Genomic DNA, 24,985 nt, shown 5'->3' with positions numbered 1-24,985 from the left:
GCCAGAGGTACAGATCGTGAGTTTCGAGGACAGATTGCAACAGCATGTCGCTGCTGTGGAAAAGGCACTGGAAGAGTCTCTGCAATATGATGCAGAAGCTGACCGCATGGGATGCCGGGATTCCAGAAATGCCCTGAACGAATTGTATGGCTCCATGCGCCATGCTGTTCTGGCAGGGGGGAAAAGACTGCGTCCTTTTCTGGTGCTTGAGACAGCAGCACTTTTCGGGGTCGGCTATGAACAGGCCCTGCCCTGTGCGACGGCTCTGGAGATGCTGCACAGCTATTCTCTGGTGCATGATGACCTGCCTGCCATGGATGACAGTGATCTGCGCCGGGGAAAACCGACGGTTCACAAGGTCTGGGATGATGCAACAGCCATTCTGGCAGGTGACGGGCTTTTGACTGAAGCCTTTGCTGTTCTTGCCAGAGAGGAAACGCATCCCGATCCGGCTGTCCGGATTGAACTTGTCGCTGCACTTTCGAGAGGAGCAGGAGCTCTCGGCATGGTGGGAGGGCAGATGATTGACCTGTCCGACATCCGTTCAGAGCTCGGACTTGACGGGATCACGCATCTGCAGGCACTTAAAACCGGTGCCCTGATTGCCTTTTCCTGTGAAGCCGGTGCTATACTGGGGCGGGCCACAGCCGAGGAAAGACGAGCCCTGCGTCGCTATGCGGATTGCATCGGTCTGGCATTTCAGGTTGTTGATGATCTGCTGGATGGTGATCTTTCGCCGGAAGAAGCCGGAAAACCGACAGGGGTTGATGATCATATGGGCAAAGCCACGTTTGTTGGTCTGCTCGGACGCGATCAGGCGCGCCAGAAAGCTGCTGATCTCGTGGAAGAGGCGAAATCTTCCCTTGATCTTTTCGGTGCAAAGGCGCAAACCCTGCGGGATGTAGCAGATTTTGTTTTGAAAAGACGCTCATAGGTTCTATCTGAAGGAAGAACCTGTCTGAACGGAACGCCCGGGCCCTGTCGTACAGAACCGGGTGTTAAGCCGGAATGGAGTGAGACTTGTGAGTCAGTTTGGACATAACCGCCAGACCCCTTTGCTGGACGAGATTCAGTCGCCGGAAGACCTGCGCAAACTTGATGAGAGCCAGCTTCAGCAGGTTGCTGAGGAAGTGCGTCTGGACATGGTCAATTCCGTGTCCAAGACAGGCGGGCATCTGGGTGCCGGTCTGGGGGTTGTTGAACTGACTGTCGGTATTCACCACGTTTTTAACACACCCGGTGACAAACTGATCTGGGATGTTGGCCACCAGTGTTATCCGCACAAGATCCTGACTGGTCGCAGGGACGCCATGGGCACTATTCGACAGGGTGGCGGTCTGTCCGGCTTTACGGCGCGCTACGAAAGTGAATATGATCCTTTCGGTGCAGGACACAGTTCCACATCCATTTCTGCAGGGCTGGGTTTTTCGGTTGCACGCGATCTCAAGGGCGAGGATAACAACGTCGTCTGTGTGATCGGTGACGGGGCCATGACAGCAGGCATGGTCTACGAGGCCATGAACAATGCCGGGGCGATGAACTCCCGTCTGATTGTCATTCTGAATGACAATGACATGTCCATCGCACCGCCTGTGGGGGCCATGAGTGCCTATCTGTCCCGTCTGATTTCCGCCAAGCCCTACATCTCTGTGCGCAATGCAGCCAAGGAACTGGTCAGCCACCTTCCGGACCGTCTGGAACGTGCCGCCAAGCGTGCCGAGGAATATGCACGTGGCATGCTGACAGGCGGAACACTTTTTGAAGAGCTCGGTTTCTTCTATATCGGCCCTGTGGACGGACACGATCTGAACCATTTGCTTCCGGTTCTGAAGAATGCCCGGGATCAGGATTACGACGGACCTGTTCTGATCCATGTCGTCACCCAGAAAGGCAAGGGCTACGAGCCTGCAGAACAGTCCGCAGACAAGTATCACGGCGTCAGCAAGTTTGATGTGATTTCCGGAAAGCAGCAGAAATCCAAGCCCAAGGCTCCGCTTTACCAGAACGTCTTTGCAAAGGCGCTGATTGCCGAAGCACGCGAAGACGAAACCATTGCGGCCATCACTGCAGCCATGCCGTCCGGCACAGGTGTGAATCTTTTTGAAGAGGAATTCCCCGAGCGGACCTATGACGTTGGAATCGCGGAACAGCACGCTGTGACTTTCGGGGCCGGTCTGGCCTGTGACGGTATCAAGCCCTATGTGGCAATCTATTCCACCTTCATGCAACGCGCCTTTGACCAGGTTGTTCACGATGTCGTGGTTCAGAAACTGCCTGTGCGCCTGATCCTTGATCGCGCCGGTCTGGTCGGGGCTGACGGCATCACGCACCAGGGATCCTTTGACCTTGCCTATCTTGGTTGCCTGCCGGGCATTGTTCTGATGGCTCCTTCTGACGAGAAGGAACTGATGGACATGGTTGCGACTTCGGCAACGATCAATGACCGTCCCTCTGCCATCCGTTTCCCGCGCGGGGAAGCGACAGGTGCAATGGAACTGCCGGACCGGGGTACCGTTCTGGAAATCGGCAGGGGCCGGATTGTCAGGCAGGGCAGCAAGGTTGCGATCCTCTCGCTGGGGACCCGTCTTGAAGACAGTCTTGCCGCGGCTGCACAGCTTGATGCGCGCGGTTTCTCGACAACAGTTGCGGATGCGCGTTTTGCCAAGCCGCTTGATGAAGCCATGATTTTGAATCTGGCCCGGGAACATGATGTTCTGCTGACTGTTGAAGAGGGATCAAGCGGCGGTTTTTCTGCGCTGGTCATGGGGCTGCTCGCGAAGGAAGGTGTTTTTGACAAGGGACTGGTTTTCCGTCCTGTTCACCTGCCGGACGAACTTATTGACCACGACAGTCCTGCTGCGCAGATGACCCAGGCCGGTCTGGATGCCGAGGGTATTTTCCAGACGGCACTGAAGGCGCTGGGGCCGGGCTCTGCAAGTGAGCTTTCCTCTGAAAGCAAGCAGGCGAAATCCTGACAGACTGTCATCAGACTTTCCTTTGCCTTTTGTTTTTCAGGCTTTATGCTGTTGAAAGCAAAGACAAATGAAAGGTTCAGGACATGACGGGCAAAGACGACAAACCCTTTACAATGGCTGTTGTTGCGCATGATCGCATGAAACCTGTGCTCAGAGCATGGATGGAGCGCCATCAGGCTGTTCTGACCGATGCGCAGATCTATGCGACCGGAACAACGGCCAGGGTTTTGCAGGAGGCTCTTCCCGGGATCACAATAGAAGGGCTCAAGAGTGGTCCTCTTGGCGGTGATCAGCAGGTTGGCGCCATGATTGCCGGCTATGATGTCGATGCCCTGGTCTTCTTTCAGGATCCCATGACACCTCAACCGCACGACGTGGACGTCAAGGCGCTGATCCGTCTGGCCGTTCTCTATGATGTTCCGCTGGCCTGCAATGAAGCCTCCGCATCCCTGATGATCAAAAGCCCGCTGCTTGAAAACTATCGGGAGATGCGTTCCAAGCGCCATCGGGAGACACAGTTTGAAGACTATCGCCATCGCGAACTCTGAACGTCGAAAAACAACATTTACTTGTGTGTGAAATTCGGTAGGCTGTTCGCAGGTTTGACGTTTCTTGCAGGAGGAACTGCGCGCATTGCCGGTTGGCGGCTGTCTCTGCGCTGCTGTTTGCAGGGGCAGGTGTCAGGCCGGGCAGAATTCTCGATCAGATTACCCACCAGATCATCCGGATGAAATGCCACCAAACTCTATAGGGGTGACAGATGAAGCTGGTTTGGGCTTTGGTTTTTTCCTGTGTTCTTTTGGCGGGCTGTGAGTATATCGAAATGGACAAATGTCTTGATCGCGGTGGACGCTGGGATTACGAAAAGAGAATATGCAAGTTTGTGGACGCAGATGAAGAATTCCTGATGTTGTGAAAACCCGGATTTGTGATTGTTTCAAGTTCCCGGAAGCCCGGGCTTGAGATTTCTGGTCGCAGACTTTTGTTGAAAACGGCAGTTGGGTTGCATTCGGGTTCCTGTATTATCGGCTCTGTTTTAGTTCTCCATCGCAGAAGAGGACAGCAGAACTCGCATTTTTCTGAAAGCTGATGAAATGACTATCGAACAGACTGCCGTCGTGCATAACGACAGGCAGCCCCATCATGAACCGCAAAAACCGCGTGTGCCGGATCTCTCCTGGACGGAAGAGATGCGTGAGACACTGGTGTTGGCCTGGCCAATGGTCGCTGCCCAGCTTGCCATGATGGCGCTGGGGGTGACAGATGTCATCATGATGGGCTGGCTCGGTCCGGAGAAACTGGCTGCAGGAGCCATTGCAACCAGCCTCGGCTTTACCTTTTTTCTGGGCTTTGGCGGCGTTTTGAATGCTGTGTCTCCGATCATTGCGCAGGCCAGGGGACGTCGTGATATCAAGTCGGTGCGCCGCTGTGCCCGACAGGGATTCTGGGCCTCACTGATTCTGTTCTCCGGCCTGACCGTGATTTTGCTGAACGGGGAACGGCTCCTGTTGCTGTTCGGGCAGGAGCCACTGGTTGCCGCGCGTGGTGGCATCTACATGCTTTATGCCGTGTGGGGCTTTTTCCCGGCGATGCTGGCGATGGTCTTGCGGTTCTTTCTGGCAGCGCATGCCGATACCAGACTCTTCCTCTGGGTGACCATTGCCGGGGTCGGTGTGAATTTTGTTGGCAACTATGCGCTGATGTTCGGAAACTTCGGGTTTCCCCGGCTGGAACTTATGGGGGCGGGGATCAGCACGTCTGTGGTGAACGCCTTTATGTTCCTGTGTCTTCTGGCCTATGTTCTCTGGCACCGTCATTACAAGCGTTACTATCTTCTGGTGCGTCTGTGGAAGGCGGATTTCGAACGCCTGCGGGAGATCTTCCGCGTTGGAACGCCGATCGGAGCGATGATCTTTGCTGAATCCTCCCTGTTTGGTGGTGTTTCGATCATGATGGGCTGGCTCGGAACAGATACACTGGCGGCTCATTCGGTGGCCCTGCAGTGTATTGCTGTTGCGTTCATGGTGCCGCTTGGGCTTTCCCAGGCTGCAACAGTTCGCGTCGGTCTGGCGGCCGGGCAGCAATCGCGTGAAAATGTCCGGAAAGCTGGCTGGGTGTCCATCGGCTTCGGGGTTGGCTTCATGTGCATCACAGCCGGGCTGTTTGCAGTCATCCCGGAGGTTTTCATTTCTGCCTTTCTGGATGGGAATCTTGAAATTAACAGGGAACCCATTCGTCTTGCGATCACCTTCCTTCAGGTGGCTGCGGTCTTCCAGCTGGTTGACGGGCTCCAGGTTGTTGCGGGTGGTGTGCTGCGTGGCCTCAAGGATACCAGCTTTCCCATGTGGGCCGGCATTATCGGCTATTGGGGGGTCGGCGCACCCTTTGGATATCTGATGGCTTTTGTTTTTGATCTGGATGGACGCGGCATCTGGATGGGCATGGCGGCCGGTCTGGCTGTCGTGGCTGTTATCCTTCTGATCCGCTTTATCAGAAGGGAACAGGTCGGACTTTTGAAGGAATGCTACTAGGTCATGTCGGAAGCGGCGAAAAAGCGGCTGGATCAGGTTCTGGTTCTGCAGGGGCTGTGCGAGAGCCGGGCGCGGGCGCAAAGCCTGATTGAAAGCGGCGCGGTGATGCTGGACGGGCAGGTTTTGAGCAAGCCGTCAAGCAAGGTCGCAGAAGATGCTGCACTGCAGCTGACCAGGGAGGATCATCCCTGGGTCAGTCGCGGAGGCTTGAAGCTCGTCGGAGCCCTCGATGCTTTCGATTGCGAAGTGTCTGACCTTGTCTGCATGGATGTTGGGTCCTCGACAGGCGGTTTTACGGATGTCCTGTTGCATCACGGTGCCCGTCGGGTCTTTGCGGTTGATGTGGGGCGTGATCAGCTTGCCGGACGACTGAGAGAGGACGGGCGTGTTGTGGTGATGGAACAGACCAACGCACGCCATCTCTGTGCGGAAGATTTTCCCGAAGCCCGATTGCCTGAACTGGATCTGGTGGTTTGTGATGCCAGTTTCATCAGTCTGAAGCTTGTTCTGCCAAAGGCCCTTGAACTGGTCCGGGAAGGCGGGGCCTTGCTGGCTCTGATCAAACCCCAGTTCGAGGTCGGCAGGGACAGGGTTGGCAAGGGTGGAATTGTCCGTGATTCCGCCCTTCATGCAGCCTGCTGCGAGGATATAAAACGCTGGCTTGTACAAGAGCAGGGCTGGAGTGTGAGAGGGCTGCGCGAGAGCCCCATTACAGGCCCGGACGGGAACCGCGAGTTCCTCATCTGGGCCTGCAAATAACCGTTATTGAGCGCCGATCGGCTTGATCGGGGCATGGAGCCGCTGTTGGGGCTCCCCGGCTCTGGAAAGGCTGCGGGCAACAGGTTCCAGCGGTGCCAGGGTTGTCTGGAGCCTGTTCAGGGTTTCCAGACTGCTGCGCACGATGCCGGAACCGGACGACAACTGCTCCAGAAAGGCTTCAATGGGATCGACAGGCTCTGGAAAGGCAACCAGCTCATGCGGTTGCTCAATGCCTGAGCCGAGGTCTTCCAGCGTGCCGTTGAGCGCGGCACGGAAGCCGCCAAGCTCGTCAACCAGACCGAGTTCCTGAGCCATAACACCTGTCCAGACCTGTCCCTTGGCTGCGCGTTCGACATCGCTGGAGGAGAGATCCCGCCCGGAGGCGACCTTGGAGGTAAAGTCGGCGTAGATACGATCAAGTGACCGGTTCAAACGGTTCCATCCATCCTGATCAAAGGGCTGGTTCATGGAATAGAGATCGGCGTTTTTGCCGGCCTTGATCTCGGACCAGTTGATTTCCAGTTCTTCCCAGAGTTCCCGCAGGGCAATCTTGCCACCGGCAACCCCGATGGAGCCTGTGATGGTGCCGGGATTGGCGTAGATGGTATCGGCCGCAGCCGCAATGAAATAGCCGCCGGAAGCTGCAACGTCACCCATGGAAACGGTGACGGTTTTTCCCTTTTCCTTTGCCAGAAGAATGGCACGCCAGATGGTGTCTGATGCCACGTAGGAACCGCCGGGGCTGTCAATCCGGATCAGGATTGCATCAATATCATCCGCCAGAGCGGCGTCTTCGATGGCAGAGGCAAAGGTCGAGGAGCCGATGGATTCACTGCTGCCAAAGGCATCGTACTGGCTGTCTCCGATGTGGATTTCACCCAGGGCATTGATCACGGCAATACGCGGAGCGTTGCCCTGTTCCGCAATGCTTTTGTGCGGGTGGGCCAGTGCATAAATGGACAGGGGCAGGGTGTCTGCGTCAAGCGGGTCAATCCGCTGCTCCATCATCTCGTCCCAGTAGCCGAGCGTGTCAATCAGCCCGGCGGTTTGTGCGTCAGCCGCCCCAAAGGGAGCATTGTCGACGGCGGCCCTGATGTCTTCAGGGCTCCGGTCTCTGCTGCCGGCAATATCGCTTACGGTCTGGCTGAGCAGCGAGTCCAGCAGGGTCTGCATGTTCTGCTCAATCGGAGCCGGAATGCGACTTTCGGAGAAGCTCTGGAGAACGCCCTTGAACTCTTTTCTCTGGGCAAACTGCGGAGAGATACCCAGGTTTTCCAGAGCATTGCGGGCATAGGGTGTCTGAATGCTGTAGCCCGTGACATCAAGGTCACCCGAAGGCTGGAGCCAGAGTTCCTCTGCAGCGCTGGCCAGATAATAGTGCAGCGTTCCGTTTCCACCCTCGCCATAGCTTTCTGCGAAGGCGAAGGTTTTCTTGCCACTGTCGCGGAAGGCCTTGATGGCTGCGCGCAGTTCCTGAACCTGAACCATGGTCAGTCCGCCGATACCGGCGCGAACAACCAGCCCTTCAACGCGGTCGTCCTTGGAGGCCCTGTGCAGGCCGTCAATCAGTGAGGAAAGCGATACGGAAGAGGAATCCAGTATGGGAAGGGCAGACTGCCCGCCTGCAAGATCATAGGAAAGGTCGAGGCTCAGGATCATCCGCTCGGACAGTTCCTGCTGATACTGGTAGCTTTCAAGTTCCCCGATGTTGTTGGCTGCAATCCACAGTCCTGCAATAACAACAGCAGTCAGGGCGCCGGCAGCCATCAGGAGCCAGGAAAAAAGGCGAAAGAGCTTTTTGATAATCTTCATGAGGAAATTCTCTGATCTTTCCGGGGAAGCAGAGGGCGGAGCGGGACGTTCCTGCGGAGGAACCTGTGAATATTCAAATGGCATGGGTCGATGCTACAAAGGAAATGTGATCGTGAAAAGGCTTCATGATGAAGAGAGCAGGTCTCGGCAATTGCAGTTCCGTTAAAAGCTGGTAGAGTGCCGCAGAAATTCAAGGCTCCCGATTGATACAAGGGAGTGCAAAATTTACGTCAGGTTTTTTTCATGCGCAGAAAAGCACGCCCCGGTGGGGGCAAACAGATCGAATACGTCATTGAAAGCCTTGGTGCCCGCGGTGACGGTGTCAGCAGCTACGACGGTCAGCCGCTCTTTACTGCGATGACCCTGCCCGGCGAGCGTCTGCGCGGAAAGGTCAAGGGAACCCGCAATGTCGGCCTGAAGGCGGATGTACTCGAGCTTCTGGAAGAAAGCCCGGACCGGCAGGATCCTGTCTGTGAGCATTTCGGGCCTTGCGGAGGCTGTACCCTCCAGCATGCCAAGCCGGAATTCTATCGCAAATGGAAACGTGATCTGGTCGTCCAGTCCCTGTCCCGCAAGGGCTTTGAGGCCGAGGAGCTGGTCGGAGCGCTGGTTGAAATTCCGGCGCAGACCCGGCGCCGCGCTGTTTTTGCGGCCGAGTTCAGGGGCAAAAGAGCCAGACTGGGGTTCCACGGGCGCGAAAGTCATGATCTGGTTGATATCAGACAGTGTCACCTGCTCGCACCGGAGTTGATGGAGCTGGTTGCCCCCTTGCGTGATCTCCTGACGGTCCTGCTGGCTCCACAGGGGCAGTCCGGAGCCGGAGCAAAGGCCGACATCACGGTCAACCTGTCCGACAACGGGGCGGATATTCTTCTGGTTGGAAAGTTCACGCTCAAGCTCGAGGGGCGCGAAGCTGTCAGTGCCTTTGCCCAGCAGAACAGGGTGGCCCGGATTTCGTGGATTGATGCCGGAAACAGCCGTGATCCCAAAGCGCGCCGGGAAGATCCGGAACCGCTTTATGTGGGGGAAAATCCGGTGCTGACCTTCGGCTCTGTTCCGGTCACACCCCAGCCCGGCAGCTTTCTTCAACCCTCCAGGGAAGGTGAGGAGGCACTGGTGTCCCTGGTGCTGGATGCCCTGCCGGAGGATGCAGAGACCATTGCCGATCTCTATTGCGGCTGTGGAACCTTCACCTTCCCGCTTTCCAAACGCGGACGGGTGCATGCCATCGAGGGCGATCCCGGTGCCGTTGCTGCGCTGTCGTCCTCGGCCCGTCGTTTCTCGACCGGGTTCCGCGTGACAGCCGACTGTCGCGATCTGGCCCGCGAACCGGTTGAGGCCGAAGACCTTGAAGGCGGGGATGTTGTGGTCATTGATCCGCCAAGGGCCGGTGCGAAGGAGCAGTGCGGTGAACTGGCGGTGTCCGATGTGCCGGTGGTGGTCTATGTTTCCTGCAACCCCAATGCCTTTGCCCGCGATGCCAGAATTCTGGAAGACGGGGGATACCGGCTTGAAAGGGTTACGCCTGTCGATCAGTTCATCTGGAGCGGGCATGTCGAATTGGTCGCACGTTTTATTAGACCGGAAGCCTTTGAAGATTAAGCGGAACTTGCTAAGGTCCATTTGATCTTTCGTGAAGCCTCTGCTGATCTGTTTGCGGTGAAATGCCGTAGGAGCGGAGAGGTTTCAGTCTCTTTTCAGGGTTCCATTCCGGGGGCGGGTGGAACCTTGTTTGTACAAACACGCAACAGGGTACGAGTTTTCGCATGTCACATTCAGAGTTACACCTTCCAGATCAGCACCCGACAGTCCCCGCAAAAAAGATCGGCGTGCTGCTTCTCAATCTCGGAACACCTGACGGGACCGATTACTGGTCCATGCGAAGATATCTCGGGGAGTTCCTGAGCGACAAGCGGGTGATCGAGGCACCGTCCTGGCTGTGGCAACCGCTGCTGCAGGGCGTGATCCTGACCTTGCGCCCTTCCAAGAGCGGTCATGCCTACGCGCAGATCTGGAACAGGGAAAAGGATGAGTCCCCTTTGCGCACCATCACCCGGGACCAGGCCGAAAAGCTGAGCGCCATGATGGCGGAGGAACACCCGAATGTCGTGGTGGACTGGGGCTGGCGCTATGGCAATCCGGCAGCGTCCGAACGGATTGAGAAGCTGTTTGAACAGGGCTGTGACCGCATCCTTCTGATGGCGCTCTATCCGCAGTATTCCGCGACGACAACAGCAACGGCCTATGACCAGTGTTTCAGGGGCCTGATGGAAATGCGCCGTCAGCCTGCCGTGCGTTGTGCGCCGTCCTATCACGATCATCCGGACTATATCGAGGCCCTCGCCGTTTCTGTCGAGCGGGAGCTGGAGAAGCTGGAGCAGAAGCCGGAGGTTATTCTGGCGTCCTTCCACGGCCTGCCCAAGGAAAATCTGGAAAAGGGCGATCCCTACTATTGCCATTGTGCCAAGACAACCCGCCTTTTGAGAGAGCGTCTCGGGCTGGATGAGCAACAGCTCAGACTGGTGTTCCAGTCCCGCTTTGGCCCGAAGGAATGGCTGCAACCCTATTGCGAGCCAACGGTCGAGGAGCTTGCGCAGCAGGGCACCAGGCGGATCATGCTCCTGACGCCCGGTTTTTCTGCGGACTGTGTCGAGACACTGGAAGAGATCAATATCGGCATCCGCGAAACCTTTATGGAAAACGGCGGCGAGGTTTTCACCTACGTCCCCTGTCTGAATGACAGCGAGGAGTCCATGCGGATGATCTTCAACATTGTGAAGAGCGAGCTGTCCGGCTGGTTGTAATCTTTTTTCTTCTCAAATGATGGTTGTGCTTTCGCGATAATTTCTTATAATGAAATACGGTTGTATGAAAGCAGCCCAAGATTGAGAAGCTGGATCAAGGCAGTCTGTTCTTCAGGTCTGCAGACCAGACAGGCGGTTTCACCCGATTGTGTGTGGAACGACAAGATAACGAGAGTCAGGGGATAGCAGGGGCTTTTATGCATCCTGTCTGTTCGGGGGGTGTTGCAAGGGCACGGAAGTGCCGTTTGGAGAGACCCTTTCCATGGTTAGACAGAGTGTGTGTGAGTTGAATCTGTCATCAACAGATGAGAGCAATGGTGCAGCAGCGCAAAGCAGCCTGCTTGAACCCGGTGAGCTCGAGAAAATCAGACAGCCCGATTTCAATCGGGTTCTTCGGCATTATTTCTACGGGCTTGATCGCGCGCAGGAGCGCGGCATGGTGGCGTTTATTTTTACGCCGCGACCGATTGATGACAACAAGAGCGCCTGTGATTTTGCCTGTCCGCAGCTCTTCAGGGGAATTCAGACCTCCAGAAGCACGACGCCGGAAAAGGCCATTGCAAAGGCCGAAAAGAAACTGGCAAAGCTGATGGCTGCCAGGGGCTGCGTCAATTTCCTGCAAAGAGACACCAAGCTCGAATAGCAGCAGGCTTCAGGGCTGCGCTCCAGAGATTTTCCCGGAAGCTTTTGTTCTGAAAGGATTTCCGGGTTCTGATAGAGCGATCCGTCTGTTCGGAAGCCCTCGCTCCCGGTCTGTTCCCTGAAAGAGCAGCCAAGAGCAGAAGCCGGCCTGTTCAGAAGAAATGACGGATCCAAAATCCGAAAAACAGAAACACAGCAACGCCGGGCTCTGATCGGGACCGGCGTTTCCTTTGTGGTCTTTCCCTGCTGGCGGGTTCCGTGAAAGCGGCTCCGAACCTTTCGGAAAGGGTTCTGAAAACGCATCCTGAAAACATACAGTCTGAAAGAGCGGCGACTCTGTCTCGAAAGTTCTGTCGGGCAGGGGCCGGAAAGACCGATGACAGATTGAAACAGCAGGGGCCTGTTTTGCGTCATTCTTAACAGCCCCTTAAAATTCACTTAACAGGCTCTTAATATCCACAGGCGATGAAATAATTTGAAGCCAAAGAGTCAGTTTTTGAAACTATAAGGAATTAATTGAAGTCATTTTAAGATTGGCGGAAATTCTGGCGCGGCTTTTTTTCCGTATGTTTCGAACCCAACGTGATTTTGCTTCAAAGGGTTTAAAACGATGCGCGAGAATTCAACCCCAAATCCAACCCCGGTCGAACTCGAGACTCTGGCTGCTGATATCAGCACGGTGCTGATGAACCTTGTGCTTGACGAGAAGGCGCTGAGTGCCGCTCAGGAGCGGGAGATGAAAGCGGTCATCAAAAACAGCCTCGAGGATATGGAAATTGGCGAAATTGACGTCATTGCCATTCTGGAACAGCTTCTGCTGGACGAGGTTGCCATGGATGGCCTCTCGGGTTCGGGGCTTCATCGCGCGAACCTTTCCGAATTTCTGGAGCAGATCAAGGCAAGTGACGGGGTTCTTGAAACCGCTGCCGGCCCCCAGAGAGAGGGCGTTCCCGGGCTGGTGATGTCCGAAGGGGCGCACTTTGTTGACAACAGCATTTCCTCTCCGCTTGTGGGCGAACTGGATATGGAAAACCCCGTGGAGTATCTCCAGCCGCTTGAGGATCTGTCCGGCCTGACGCGTTTCGCGCAACGCGCACTCGACGGTGAAGGGCTTGACGAGCAGGTTTCGAACACGCCGCCTGTTCTGGATGGAGCTGCTGTTACACCGGTGACCTTCAAGGAAGGTGCGGATTTTGTTCCGGCTTTCAGGGGGTTGAAGGCGGCTGATCCTGACGGGGACCAGCTTGAGGGAGCAACAATCAAAAATGACAATTTTCAACCCGGTGACGAGCTTTTCCTGCCGGAGGGCTACAGCCTGCCCGCTGGCGTGAGCTGGGCCTATGATCCGGCCACGGGGGTAGGGACGCTGAGTGGTCCGGCTTCCCCGGAAGTCTATCAGGATATTCTGCAGAACATTCTCTATCGCAACACATCGGAAAACCCGGACAACTATGGCGAGGCTCCAACGCGCAATCTCTCGGTTTTTGTCAGGGACAGCGAGGCCGACAGCAACACCTTTGTGGCAACAGTCGAGCTTGAGGCCGTGAACGATGCCCCCGCGCTGGGCGGCATGGTGCCTCCGCTGAAGTCCGTTTACACAGAGGGTGACGACCCGCTCAAGCTTTTCGAGGGCATAACGGTTGCGGACCCGGACAGCAAGGCCCTGCACAAAGCGATCATCGAACTGAAAAATGCCCAGCCTGATGACGAGCTTGATTTTGCAGAGGGTTACACTTTGCCTTCAAGCATGAGCTACGACTTTACGACCCGGACCATGCCCGACGGATCAGAGATGCAGGTTCTGACCCTGAGAGGCAAGGCATCTCCGGAAGAGTATCAGGAAGCCCTGAGAAATATCGTCTACAAAAACGCATCGAAAAATCCCGGTGATGCCAGACGGGCCTTTGAACTGGAAGTTTTCGACGCAGACAACGCCGCAAGCGACAAGTATGCCGGCGAGATCGAGGTTGTGCCCGTGAACTCCCCGCCGGAGCTGGCCTTGTCGCCAAGGGAAACGCGTGTCAACAAGAGTACGGATGGGGATCAAATCAATTCTCAGGTTGCTCCATTGAAAGACGGAGGCTGGGTTGCCCTCTGGGTGAATGCTGTCGATGGCGAGGCCTATGGTCAGCGCTACAATGCGGATGGTACGCTGCGCGGCGCAGAGTTTCCGGTCAGTCAGGGAGAGGAAGCGGCTTCTGCCAACATGAGCGTTATCGGTCTCGAGGATGGCGGCTGGGTCGCTGTCTGGCAGATTGGTGACAACAAGGACATGGATATTCGTGCCCGGATCTACAATGCGGATGGCAGCACGCGGGGCGGCCCATTCACGGTCAATTCACTGGATCTGATACATCAGATTCCGAGCGTCGCAGCTCTTGATAACGGTGGCTGGGTTGCGATCTGGATGGGAACTGTGCGGACAGACCCTGCTGATTCCGATACGGAAACCATTGATATCTATGCCCGGCTTTTTGACAGGGACGGGAACCCGCAGGGGCCGGAGTTCGTGGTCAACACGACACTGCCGGAGGCCCAGGTTTTCCCGAATGTCATTGCGCTTGCAGACGGGACCTGGATTGTGATCTGGAACACCGCTGCTTCTGTCTCGGAATTGTCTCCCTCAATTGTCCGTGGGCAACGTTTTAATGCTGATGGCACGCCCAATGGAAGTGAATTTACAGTGCTTGAAAGCATTGGGAGCTGGGGACAGCAACTGGCCCTTACTCCTCTGGAAGGGGGAGGCTGGGTGACTTCCTGGCACGAGGGAGGAGATGTTTACGCCCGGATTTTCGAGGATGATGGCACCCCCCGTGGCGAGCCGTTCCTGGTGAATGACGCTTATACTGCAGGAGCGCAGCGGCACGGAGAAATCACAGGGCTGAAAAACGGCAACTGGATTGCGACCTGGACAAGTGAGAGGGAGGATGGCTCCGGCCCGGATGTCTATGGTCAGGCCTATGACCGGAATGGAAACAAGGTGGGCGAGATGTTCCGCGTCCACAATACCACCACTGAAAATAATCAGCAGAGCAGCATTATCGCACTGGATGATGGGGGCTGGGTTGTGGTCTGGACGGGCACCGATCAGGCGGCTGCAGACTCCGGCAAGGACCTCTATATGCAGCGTTACGACGCCAATGGTGTGCCGATCAATATGGCGACCTATACAGAGGGCGGTGCAGCGGTGACAGTCTTTGACACGCTGGACCTGACCGATATCGACGACGAGAACATTGAAAATGCAACGGTCCGGATCGGGGATGTGCAACCCGGTGACCAGCTTGCCTTCAGGGATGGCTACACCCTGCCGGCGGGTATGAGCTGGAGCTACGATCCGGCGACAGGCATCGGCACGCTGAGCGGTTCCGCGTCCAAGGCGGACTATCAGGAGGCTCTGCGCAACATTGCCTATCGCAACACCTCCGAAAATCCTGACAATTATGGCGCGAATACCGGGCGCAGCATCACGGCGGAAGTTAGTGACGGGGAAGGCAACAGCAACTCTGTTACCGCAACCGTTGGCGTGACCTCCGTCAATCAGGCTCCTGTGCTGGACAACTCTGCCGGTGACGGACGTGAAACGCCGACAGATGATGTTCCACAGGCACGAACTGTGTTGAAGGATGGCGGCTGGATTACAACCTGGGATTCCGGTGGTGAGGTCTATGGCCGGGCCTACAATGCGGATGGAACGCCACGGGGCTCTGCGTTCCGGGCCAACACCCGAACGGTACAGCACCAGTCCGGTGCAAGGGGGGCGGCACTGGAAGATGGCGGCTGGATCATTGCCTGGCAGTCAAACGGTGCTGATCGCTCCAGCTATGCTGTCCGCTTTCAACGTTATGATGCCGAAGGCCGCAAGGTCGGCGTAGAACGAGAGGCCAACAGCTACACATATGACAGGCAGTTGAACCCGTCTGTGATAGGACTGCCTGATGGCGGCTGGGTGATCGTCTGGAACAGCCTGGGGCAGGATGGTTCCGGTTATGGTATCTATGGGCAGCGCTACAATGCGAATGACAGCCAACAGGGGGGTGAATTCCGCGTCAACACCACGACGGCAGGCGATCAGAGATACCCAACCGTCACTGAACTCGATGACAGTGGCTGGGTTGTCACATGGCGCGGCCCCGGTGGGACCTATGGCCGGATTTACAAGCCGGATGGCAATCCTCTGGGCGACGAGTTCCATATTACCAACACGGTAACAACCGACGTGAATGCTGTGCCTCTGAAAGATGGTGGCTGGGTTGCGGTCTGGAGCGCGAACGACAGCGATGGCAAGGGTGTTTATGGTCAGCTCTTCGCGGCGGACGGTTCAAAAATTGGCGGGCCTATCCCGCTGAATGTGATCACGGCCGGAAACCAGACCGGTGTAACGGTCAAGGCGCTGGACGATGGAGGCTGGGTGGCCACCTGGGACAATGCCGGCGTGCCTTACAGCCGCACCTTCAATGCAGACGGGACGCCACGGCCTCCTGTCACCTTCATCGAAGGGGAGGACGCTGTTCCTGTCTTCGACAAGGTGGATCTGTCCGATGTCGATGACCTGAATATGGAAAGCGCGACTGTCCGGATCACGGACTTCCAGCCCGGCGATGAACTTGTGCTGGCAGACGGCTACAGCCTGCCCGAGGGCATGAGCTGGAGCTATGATCCGGCGACAGGCATTGGCACACTGAGCGGCTCCGGGTCCAAGGCGGACTATCAGGAAGCCCTGCGCAACATCGCCTATCGCAGCAGCTCGGAAAACCCGGACAACTACGGCACGGATACCGTGCGCACCATAACGGCACAGGTCACTGACGGGGAGGGCAACAGCAACACTGTGACCTCGGACGTTGGTGTCGAGGGTGTCAATCAGGCGCCTGTGCTGGAAAACCCCGGTCAGCCTGGTGTGCTCTATGAAGCGAAGTCTGCGCAGGCGCCAACCGGAGGCGGAAAGCCGCCGCTTGATGATGTTCTGTCAAACAGTCCTGCCTTTGGCCCTGACACTCCTCTTGACGCAGCGTCCCTTCAGGGTGACAACGCCAACAACACTCTGACCAGAATTACTGGCAAGATCTGGCTGGAGGCAGGCAAGACCTATCAGTTCCGCGAGTCTGTGGATGATGTGGCACGGTTGACACTCAACGGCCAGGAAGTTCTGAACGACAATGTCTCGAATCAGAGCACAACCGGCAGCTTCACACCAGCGCAATCCGGATACTATGACTTCGAATTCCTTGCGATGGACTGGCAGGGTAATGGTGATTATCTCCTGCAATACCGCGAGGAAGGGGAAACCGGCTGGCAACCCATTGCGGCCCGGCCCGGAGTTGCGGGCGAGACCTACACAGAAGGCGGTTCCGTTGTGCCGGTTCTGGGCGGGATTGTTCTGAATGACCCGGACAGTGACATGATGGACGGTGCGACGATCCGGATCGAGGATTTCCGGGAGGGCGACGCGCTTACCCTTCTGGGTTACACCCTGCCTGCAGGTATGAGCTGGCGCTATGATCTGGACACAGGCATCGCCACGCTGAGCGGGGCTGCTTCAGTCGCGGACTATCAGGAAGCGCTGCGCAATATCAAGTACAGGAGTTCATCCGACAATCCGGACAACTATGGCAGCAATCCGTCGCGCACCATTCTGGCAGAGGTGAATGACGGCAACGGTAACAGCAACACCGTGACCGGATATGTAAATATTGCCCCGGTCAATGAGGTGCCTGTGCTGGACAACTCCGGGGCGTCTGCCGTGGAATACACAGAAGGCGGGGCGGCTGCGCCTGTGCTGGGCAGTGTTGACCTGTCTGATGTCGACAGCCGGAATATGGACGGAGCAACGGTGCGGATTACGGATGTCCAGCCCGGTGATACGCTTGTTCTTGCTGAGGGTTACAGCCTGCCTGCGGGCATGAGCTGGAGCTATGACCCGGCAACAGGCATCGGTACGCTGAGCGGGCCCGGTTCCGCTGCGGACTATCAGGAAGCCCTGCGCAACATTGCCTATCAAAGCAGCTCGGAAAATCCGGACAACTACGGCACGGATACAGCGCGCACCATTACGACAGTGGTCAATGATGGAACCGGCGACAGTGAGCCTCTCACTTCAAACGTTGGCGTCAAGGGTGTCAATCAGGCGCCGGTGCTGGACAACAGCGCGGGAGCAGATCCGGCAAGCCGTATAGATGACAATGTCAATGGTATACAGTCGGATCCATCTGTTACCGGAATGCCTGATGGTGGCTATGTCACCACCTGGGTCAGCAGGGGACAGGATGGCTCCGGTTACGGTGTCTATGGTCGACGTTATGATGCAGATGGTCTTGCACAGGGGGAGCCGTTCAGAGTCAACAGCACAACTTCTGGTGATCAGTATAATGCTTATAGCGTTGGTCTGAAAGACGGTGGCTGGGTGACTGTCTGGACCTCCGCCAGTAGTATCCTCAGTAGCAATAACGATCTCTATGGGCAGATGTACAATGCGGATGGATCACCACAGGGTGGTCAGTTCCTTGTGACCAGCAAAACGTCCTATCATTTTCGGACGGTAGCTCTTGAAGATGGTGGCTGGATTGCTGTCTGGAGCACGGACGGTGATATCTACTCCCAGCGTTATGATGCTGATGGCAATGAAATCGGCGGGGAACCACGGGTCAATGCCTATACAGCAGGCAATCAGCTTTACCCGGATGTGACAGGTCTGCCAAATGGTGGCTATGTGATCACCTGGGCAAGCGCAGGACAGGATGGCTCCGGTTACGGTGTCTATGGTCGGGCCTATGGTGCGGATGGTCAACCGATTGTCAATGAGCCCTATACTGATGCATCGGGTCAATTCCTTGTTAACACCACGACAGCAGGTGATCAGCGGATGCCAGGCGTTACGGAGCTTGCAGATGGTGGCTGGGTGGTCGTGTGGATTGCTCCCAATGGGGTCTATGGCAGGATCTATGATGCGGACGGCAAGCCTGCTGATGATGAGTTCCGGATCAGTGACAATGTCTATGCGACTCCTCTTGATGTGACGCTTCTGAAAGATGGAAGCTGGGTTGCGGTCTGGACTGCTGCGAATGATGGCTCCGGCAGAGGGATTTATGGCCAGCATTATACGGCAGAGGGTGAAAGGATCGGAGACCCCTTCCTCATCAATACAATAACAGCAGGTGACCAGTATCGTGGCCGGGTCACTGCGCTGGAGGACGGCGGCTGGGTGGTCGTATGGGGAGATGGCAGTAGCAACGTTTACAGTCGTGTCTACAATGCGGACGGGACACCAAGAGCTTCTGTTTCCTATACAGAAGGCGCGGCTGCAGTTCCTGTCTTCGACCAGGTTGATCTGTCGGATGTCGACGATCAGAATCTGGAAAGCGCAACTGTCCGGATTACGGATGTCCAGCCCGGTGACGAGCTTGTCTTCAAGGACGGCTATACCCTGCCCGCGGGCATGAGCTGGAGCTATGATCCGGACACAGGTGTCGGCACGCTGAGCGGAGCCGGTTCCAAGGCGGACTATCAGGAAGCCCTGCGCAACATCGCCTATCAAAGCAAGTCCGACAATCCCGACAACAATGGCACGGATACGTGGCGCACCATAACCGCAGAGGTTACTGACGGGGAGGGCAACAGCAACACTGTGACCTCGGACGTTGGGATTGCGCCGACCAATGATGCGCCGGTGCTTGATACCGCAGGCGTCAGGGAGGGCGACTACACCGAAGGTAACCCGCCAGCGGTTCTTCTGGACGGGATTGTTCTGAGCGATCCGGACAGTGACATGATGGACGGTGCAACAATCCGTATCGAGGATTTCCAGGAGGGTGACGCGCTTACCCTTCTGGGCTATACCCTGCCTGCTGGCATGAGCTGGCGCTATGATCTGGACACAGGCATTGCTACGCTGAGCGGGGTTGCTTCTGTCGCGGATTATCAGGAAGCGCTGCGCAATATCAAGTACAGGAACAATTTTGATAATCCGGACAACTACGGAAACAATCCCGAGCGGACCATTGTCACGCAGGTGAATGACGGCACTTACAACAGTTTGCCTGTCAGGACAAAGATTGGTGTGACCGGGGAGAATGACAAGGCGGTTCTGGATACCTCTGCTGTTGCGGAAGGCGACTACACCGAAGGCGGGACACCAGCGGTTCTTCTGGGCGGCATCGTTCTGAGTGATCCGGACAGCAGCACCATGGATGGTGCAACGGTCCGGATTGGTGAGGGGTTCCAGCCTGGTGACGAACTTGTGCTCAAGGATGGCTACAGCCTGCCTGCAGGTATGAGCTGGAACTATGATCCGGCGACAGGGATCGGCACGCTGAGTGGCTCCGGTTCCGTTGATGACTATCAGGAGGCCCTGCGCAACATTGCCTATCAAAGCAAGTCTGACAATCCCGATGACTTCGGCAGCAATCCCGAGCGCACAATCACAACACAGGTGAATGACGGCAGTGAAAACAGCGATCCCGTCAGCACAAAGGTCAAGGTCAAGGGGACAGATGATCCCTCTGTCATTGACACATCCGGGGTGAAGTCCGCCGACTATACGGAAAACGGAACGCCCGTGGCACCTTTTGACGGGGCCGTGCTGTCCGATCCGGACAACAGGGTCGAAGCCCTGCTGGTCTTTGTTGACAATCCCCAGCCCGGAGATGCCATGGATCTGGCACCGGGTTATACACTGCCGGATGGTTTTTCTATCGTGCGCAATGATGACGTGGACGGAACGGCAGGACCTTCGATTGGAATTATCAACAATTCCGGAGCGCCGGCAGAGGTCTATCAGGAAATTCTGCAGAACATTGTCTATTACAGCACATCGGAAAATCCTGATGCCTACGGGACAGAGCCAACCCGCACCATCAAGGCCCGTTTCGACAATGATGACGATGAAAACAGCGACACGGTGTCCACGACCCTGACGGTCAAGGCCGTCAACGATGCCCCTGTGCTGCAAACCCCCGGTCAGCCCGGTGTGCTCTACGAAGCGAAGTCTGCGCAGGCGCCAACCGGAGGCGGAAAGCCGCCGCTTGATGATGTTCTGTCAAACAGTCCTGCCTTTGGCCCGGACACTCCTCTTGACGCAGCGTCCCTTCAGGGTGACAACGCCAACAACACTCTGACCAGAATCACCGGGAAAATCTGGCTGGAAGCAGGCAAGACCTATCAGTTCCGCGAGTCTGTGGATGATGTGGCACGGTTGACACTCAACGGCCAGGAGGTTCTGAACGACAATGTCTCGAATCAGAGCACAACCGGCAGCTTCACACCAGCGCAATCCGGATACTATGACTTCAAATTCCTTGCGATGGACTGGCAGGGTAATGGTGATTATCTCCTGCAATACCGCGAGGAAGGGGAAACCGGCTGGCAACCGATTGTGGCCCGGTCTGAGGTTGCTGCGACCGAGAACTTCACAGAAGACGGAGAGGCTGTGGCCATCCTGCCCGATGCGACGCTTTCCGATGTTGACGACGAGAACATTGAAAGTGCAACGGTTCAGATCACAGAGGGCTTCCTGAAGGATTCTGACGAGCTTGTACTCGCAGACGGCTACACTCTGCCAGCGGGCATGAGCTGGAGCTACGATCCGGCGACAGGCGTTGGGACACTGAGTGGTTCCGGCTCCAAAGCCGACTATCAGGAAGCTCTGCGCAACATCCTCTACAGGAGCACGTCGGACAATCCCGACAACTCCGGGAGCAATCCCGAACGGAAAATCACGACGCAGATCAATGACGGGGAGGACAACAGCAACACCCTGACCTCAACGATCAAGGTGGTATCTGTCAACGACGCACCTGTCCTGAACAACCCTGTTGGTGATGGTCGTGAAACTCCGACAGATGATGTTCCGAAGGCGCCGAATGTGCTGAAGGATGGCGGCAGGATTGAAGCCTGGGATTCCGGTGGCGAGATCTATGGTCAGGCTTACAACGCGGATGGGACGCCACAAGGGGGTCAGTTCCGCGCCAACAGCAGAACGCTCTGGCACCAGTCCGGCGGGACCGCTGCGGCTCTGGAGGATGGTGGCTGGATTATTGCCTGGCAATCAAACCACGCGGATGGGGACAGCTATGCTGTACACTATCAGCGTTACGATGCCGATGGTAACAGGGTCGGCGATGAACTCCGGGCCAATACCTACACAACGAACAGGCAGTTGAATCCGGATGTGGCGGGGCTGCCCGATGGCGGTTATGTGATCGTCTGGAACAGTCTGGGACAGGATGGCTCCGGTTACGGGGTCTATGGTCGGGTCTACAATGCTGACGGTTCTGCACGGGGGGACGAATTCCGCATCAACAACACGACGGCAGGCGATCAGCAGAGCCCGTTTGTCTCAGCGCTCGACGATAGCGGCTGGGTCGCCACCTGGCGCGGCCCTGACGGGATCTATGGCCGGATTTACAAGCCGGATGGCAATCCGCTGAGCAACGAGTTCCATATCACCAACACCGTAACAAATGCGAGCGTTGCGGATGCCGTGCCTCTGAAAGACGGTGGCTGGGTTGCGGTCTGGAGCGCTGACGACAGTGACGGCAAGGGCGTTTATGGTCAGCTCTACGCGGCGGATGGTACCAAGATCGGTGACCCCATTCCGCTCAATGTGATCACGGCCGGGGACCAGACCGGTGTGACAGTCAAGGTACTGGCTGACGGTGGCTGGGTGGCCACCTGGGACAATGCCGGGGAAGCCTACAGCCGGACCTTCAATGCGGACGGGACGCCAAGGTATCCTGTGACTTTCGTTGAAGGGGCTGATGCCGTTCCTGTCTTTGACAGCGTTGAGCTGTCTGATGCCGACAGCGACACCATGCAAGGCGCAACCGTCAAGATTACAGGCGGGTTCCTGAAGGGAAGTGACGAACTTGTCCTTGCAGATGGCTACAGCCTGCCTGCGGGCATGAGCTGGAGCTATGATCCGGAGACAGGCATCGGCACGCTGAGCGGTGCCGGTTCCAAAGCGGATTATCAGGAGGCCCTGCGCAACATCCAGTACAGGAACAGTTCCGACAATCCGGACAATTACGGAAATGATCCCGAGCGGGAGATCACGACCGAGATCACTGATGGCAGCAACAACAGCGACGCTCTTGTCTCCAAGATTGTTGTTTACGACATCAATACGCCTCCGGTCCTTACCCTGCCGGATCAGCCGGATACCGAAACCCGGGCCAACACTCACACAGGTGATTTTCAGGGCGGATCTGATGTTTCGAAACTGGCTGATGGCGGCTGGGTCACAGTGTGGCAGAGCCGGGGGCAGGACGGTGATGGCTGGGGCGCCTATGGTCAACGCTTTGGTGCGGATGGAAACCCTGTTGGGGATGAATTCAGAGTCGACAGCACAACGTCCGGTGATCAGGACCATGTCCACGTTGCCGGTATCAAAAACGGGGGCTGGGTTGTCGCCTGGGATTCCGGTGGCGATATCTATGCCCAGGCCTACAATGCGGACGGGACACCACAGGGTGGCCAGTTCCTGGTCAACTCCGAGACGGTTACTCACCAGTCCGGTGCGAAGATAACGGCTCTGGAAGATGGTGGCTGGGTGATTGCCTGGCAGTCTCTAAGTGTTGATGGTGACCGCTATGCTGTGCGCTATCAGCGTTACAATGCCGACGGCCAGAAGGTCGGCGGGGAACAACAGGCCAATGACTACACGGCCAGCGATCAGTGGTATCCGGACCTGGCAGGTCTGTCCAACGGCGGCTATGTGATCACCTGGGTCAGCCGGGGACAGGATGGCGACGGCTTCGGTGTTTACAGCAAGCTCTACGACAAGGACGGTCGCGAAATCCGGAGTGAAGTCCGCGCTAACACCACGACAGCGGGTGATCAGGAAGTACCGGCTGTCACAGCGCTCGACGATGGGGGTTACGTTATCACGTGGCAAGGTCCGGACGGGATCTATGGCCGGGTTTACAAGGCGGATGGAAATCCACTGAGTGACGAGTTCCGGATTGCGGACGGCGGCCTCCGTTCGGATGTCACGCTTCTGAAAGATGGAAGCTGGATTGCGGTCTGGGATGCAGACGGTGAGATCTATGGCCAGCGTTATACGGCGCAGGGCGACAGGATCGGCGAACGCTTCCAGTTGAACACGACAACAGAAGGCGCTCAGAATCTCCCCGCGATCACAGCACTGGGTGACGGGGGGTGGGTCGCCACCTGGAACAGTGACGGGGATGTTCGCAGCCAGGTCTTCTATCCTGACGGATCGCCGCGGTCTTCCATCAACTACAAACAGGGGGGTGATGCTGTCACTGTCTTCGGGGATGTGGAACTGTCCGATGTCGATAATCAGAGCATGGACAGTGCGACAGTCCGGATCAACGATTTCCGCTCCGGTGATGAACTGCTTCTTCCGGTTGGCTACACCCTGCCTGAGGGTATGAGCTGGAGCTATGATCCGGCGACAGGGATCGGCACACTGAGTGGTCCCGGTTCTGCGGCGGACTATCAGGAAGCCCTGCGCAACATCCAGTACAGGAGCAGGTCGGACGATCCCGATGCAGGGGGCACCGATTCCACGCGAACCATCGTCATGCAGGTTGGCGATGGCGCGGATGGCAGCAACACGGCTGCCCGTGTTGTCGGTGTTCAGGCTTTCGAAGCGCCTGAACTGACAATGAAAACCCCTGATGACCCGATTAACTATACTGAAAACAGTGATCATGTGGCTGTTTTCCCGGAGGCTTCACTGACGGATGCGAACAGTGAAAGCATGATCAGTGCAATGATCTGGATTGATGACTTCCGGCCCGGTGATATTCTTCACGCCAAGTTCCTGCCGCCAACCATGAGCTTTACCTATGATCAGGCCACGGGTGTTGGTGTGCTGAACGGTTACGGTTCTGTTGCCGACTATCAGGAAGCCTTGCGCAACATCACCTATCACAGCACGTCGGACAATCCGGATGATTTCGGCAACGATCCGGAGCGGACGATCAAGGCAACGGTCAACGATGGTAGTGAAAACAGCAACACCATCACCTCGACGGTTGGCATTATCCCTGTGAACGATCCGCCTGTGGTGACCCTGGATGATCCTCTTCCGGAAACACGTTCTGCCCAACCGGCGCTGCAGCTTTCCGATTTGCTGGATCAGCAGGATGGCGAAGAGGACGCCAAGCTGCTGGATGACTTCCTGCAGGCCGAGCAGAAGCGGGTCGAGACCACAACCGAGCCTGCAGCACCGCAGTCTCCGGAGAGGGAAGGAGCAGACTTTAACTCTGTCACTCTCGAAAACAGGGATCAGGACGAGCAAAGCCTGATCAACCAGAACCTCTAGGGGGTCCGAAATCCCGGGCTCCAGGGTGCAGCGTTGGGTTACCCGCGGGGTAATCCGACAAGGGAAAGGCTGTCTTCCTCTCTTCCGGAGACAGCCTTTCCTGCGTTCTGTCGGGCAGAGAACCAGTCTCCGGCAGCGCGGCAACAGGACACTGGAACAGATCCTGAAAGAGCC

10 protein-coding genes are annotated in these 24,985 nt (G+C 56.7%); 9 read left to right on the top strand and 1 reads right to left on the bottom strand.

Features of this window, described 5'->3' with window-relative positions; all coding sequences use genetic code 11:
- The first annotated feature begins 16 nt into the window (after window positions 1–16).
- The 5 genes from AAAH10_RS00055 to AAAH10_RS00035 all read left to right on the top strand — a co-directional run bounded on the left by AAAH10_RS00055 (window position 17) and on the right by AAAH10_RS00035 (window position 6,265).
- Window positions 17–934 (top strand): polyprenyl synthetase family protein, encoded by a 918-nt coding sequence (locus AAAH10_RS00055; protein WP_343559210.1) that lies wholly within the window; start codon window positions 17–19, stop codon window positions 932–934.
- Window positions 935–1,022: 88 nt separating this feature from the next.
- Entirely contained in the window at window positions 1,023–2,975 is a 1,953-nt protein-coding gene (gene dxs / locus AAAH10_RS00050) for a 1-deoxy-D-xylulose-5-phosphate synthase (RefSeq protein WP_343559208.1), read from the top strand.
- Window positions 2,976–3,058: 83 nt separating this feature from the next.
- Complete coding sequence (locus tag AAAH10_RS00045) at window positions 3,059–3,523, top strand: methylglyoxal synthase (RefSeq protein ID WP_343559205.1); 465 nt, start codon at window positions 3,059–3,061, stop codon at window positions 3,521–3,523.
- 546 nt (window positions 3,524–4,069) lie between these two features.
- Window positions 4,070–5,506: an MATE family efflux transporter gene (locus AAAH10_RS00040; RefSeq protein WP_343559202.1), complete on the top strand. Its 1,437-nt coding sequence runs from the start codon at window positions 4,070–4,072 to the stop codon at window positions 5,504–5,506.
- A gap of 3 nt (window positions 5,507–5,509) precedes the next feature.
- Complete coding sequence (locus AAAH10_RS00035) at window positions 5,510–6,265, top strand: TlyA family RNA methyltransferase (RefSeq protein WP_343559200.1); 756 nt, start codon at window positions 5,510–5,512, stop codon at window positions 6,263–6,265.
- A gap of 3 nt (window positions 6,266–6,268) precedes the next feature.
- Here AAAH10_RS00035 and AAAH10_RS00030 read toward each other — a convergent pair whose 3' ends face one another.
- Window positions 6,269–8,077 (bottom strand): S49 family peptidase, encoded by a 1,809-nt coding sequence (locus AAAH10_RS00030; protein WP_343559198.1) that lies wholly within the window; start codon window positions 8,075–8,077, stop codon window positions 6,269–6,271.
- A 243-nt stretch (window positions 8,078–8,320) separates the two neighbouring features.
- Here AAAH10_RS00030 and rlmD point away from each other — a divergent pair, with 243 nt between their 5' ends.
- The 4 genes from rlmD (at window position 8,321) to AAAH10_RS00010 (ending at window position 24,811) form a co-directional block, all read left to right on the top strand.
- On the top strand, window positions 8,321–9,679 hold the full coding sequence (gene rlmD / locus AAAH10_RS00025; RefSeq protein WP_343559195.1) for a 23S rRNA (uracil(1939)-C(5))-methyltransferase RlmD: 1,359 nt from the start codon (window positions 8,321–8,323) through the stop codon (window positions 9,677–9,679).
- A gap of 227 nt (window positions 9,680–9,906) precedes the next feature.
- Window positions 9,907–10,881, top strand: coding sequence for a ferrochelatase (gene hemH, locus AAAH10_RS00020; RefSeq protein WP_343559191.1), 975 nt, complete (start codon window positions 9,907–9,909; stop codon window positions 10,879–10,881).
- Between the two features lie 262 nt (window positions 10,882–11,143).
- Window positions 11,144–11,524, top strand: a complete 381-nt coding sequence (locus tag AAAH10_RS00015; RefSeq protein WP_343559188.1) for a hypothetical protein — start codon at window positions 11,144–11,146, stop codon at window positions 11,522–11,524.
- Between the two features lie 609 nt (window positions 11,525–12,133).
- A complete protein-coding gene (locus tag AAAH10_RS00010; protein WP_343559185.1) occupies window positions 12,134–24,811 on the top strand; it encodes a hypothetical protein in 12,678 nt (4,225 codons plus the stop codon).
- Window positions 24,812–24,985: the final 174 nt, after the last annotated feature.

Source organism: Carbonatibacter coralli, from assembly GCF_039592655.1.
In the GTDB taxonomy this organism is placed as follows: domain Bacteria; phylum Pseudomonadota; class Alphaproteobacteria; order Kiloniellales; family Kiloniellaceae; genus Carbonatibacter; species Carbonatibacter coralli.
The sequence above is the reverse complement of the archived record's forward strand: the minus strand, read 5'-3'. Positions and strand labels throughout refer to the sequence as shown.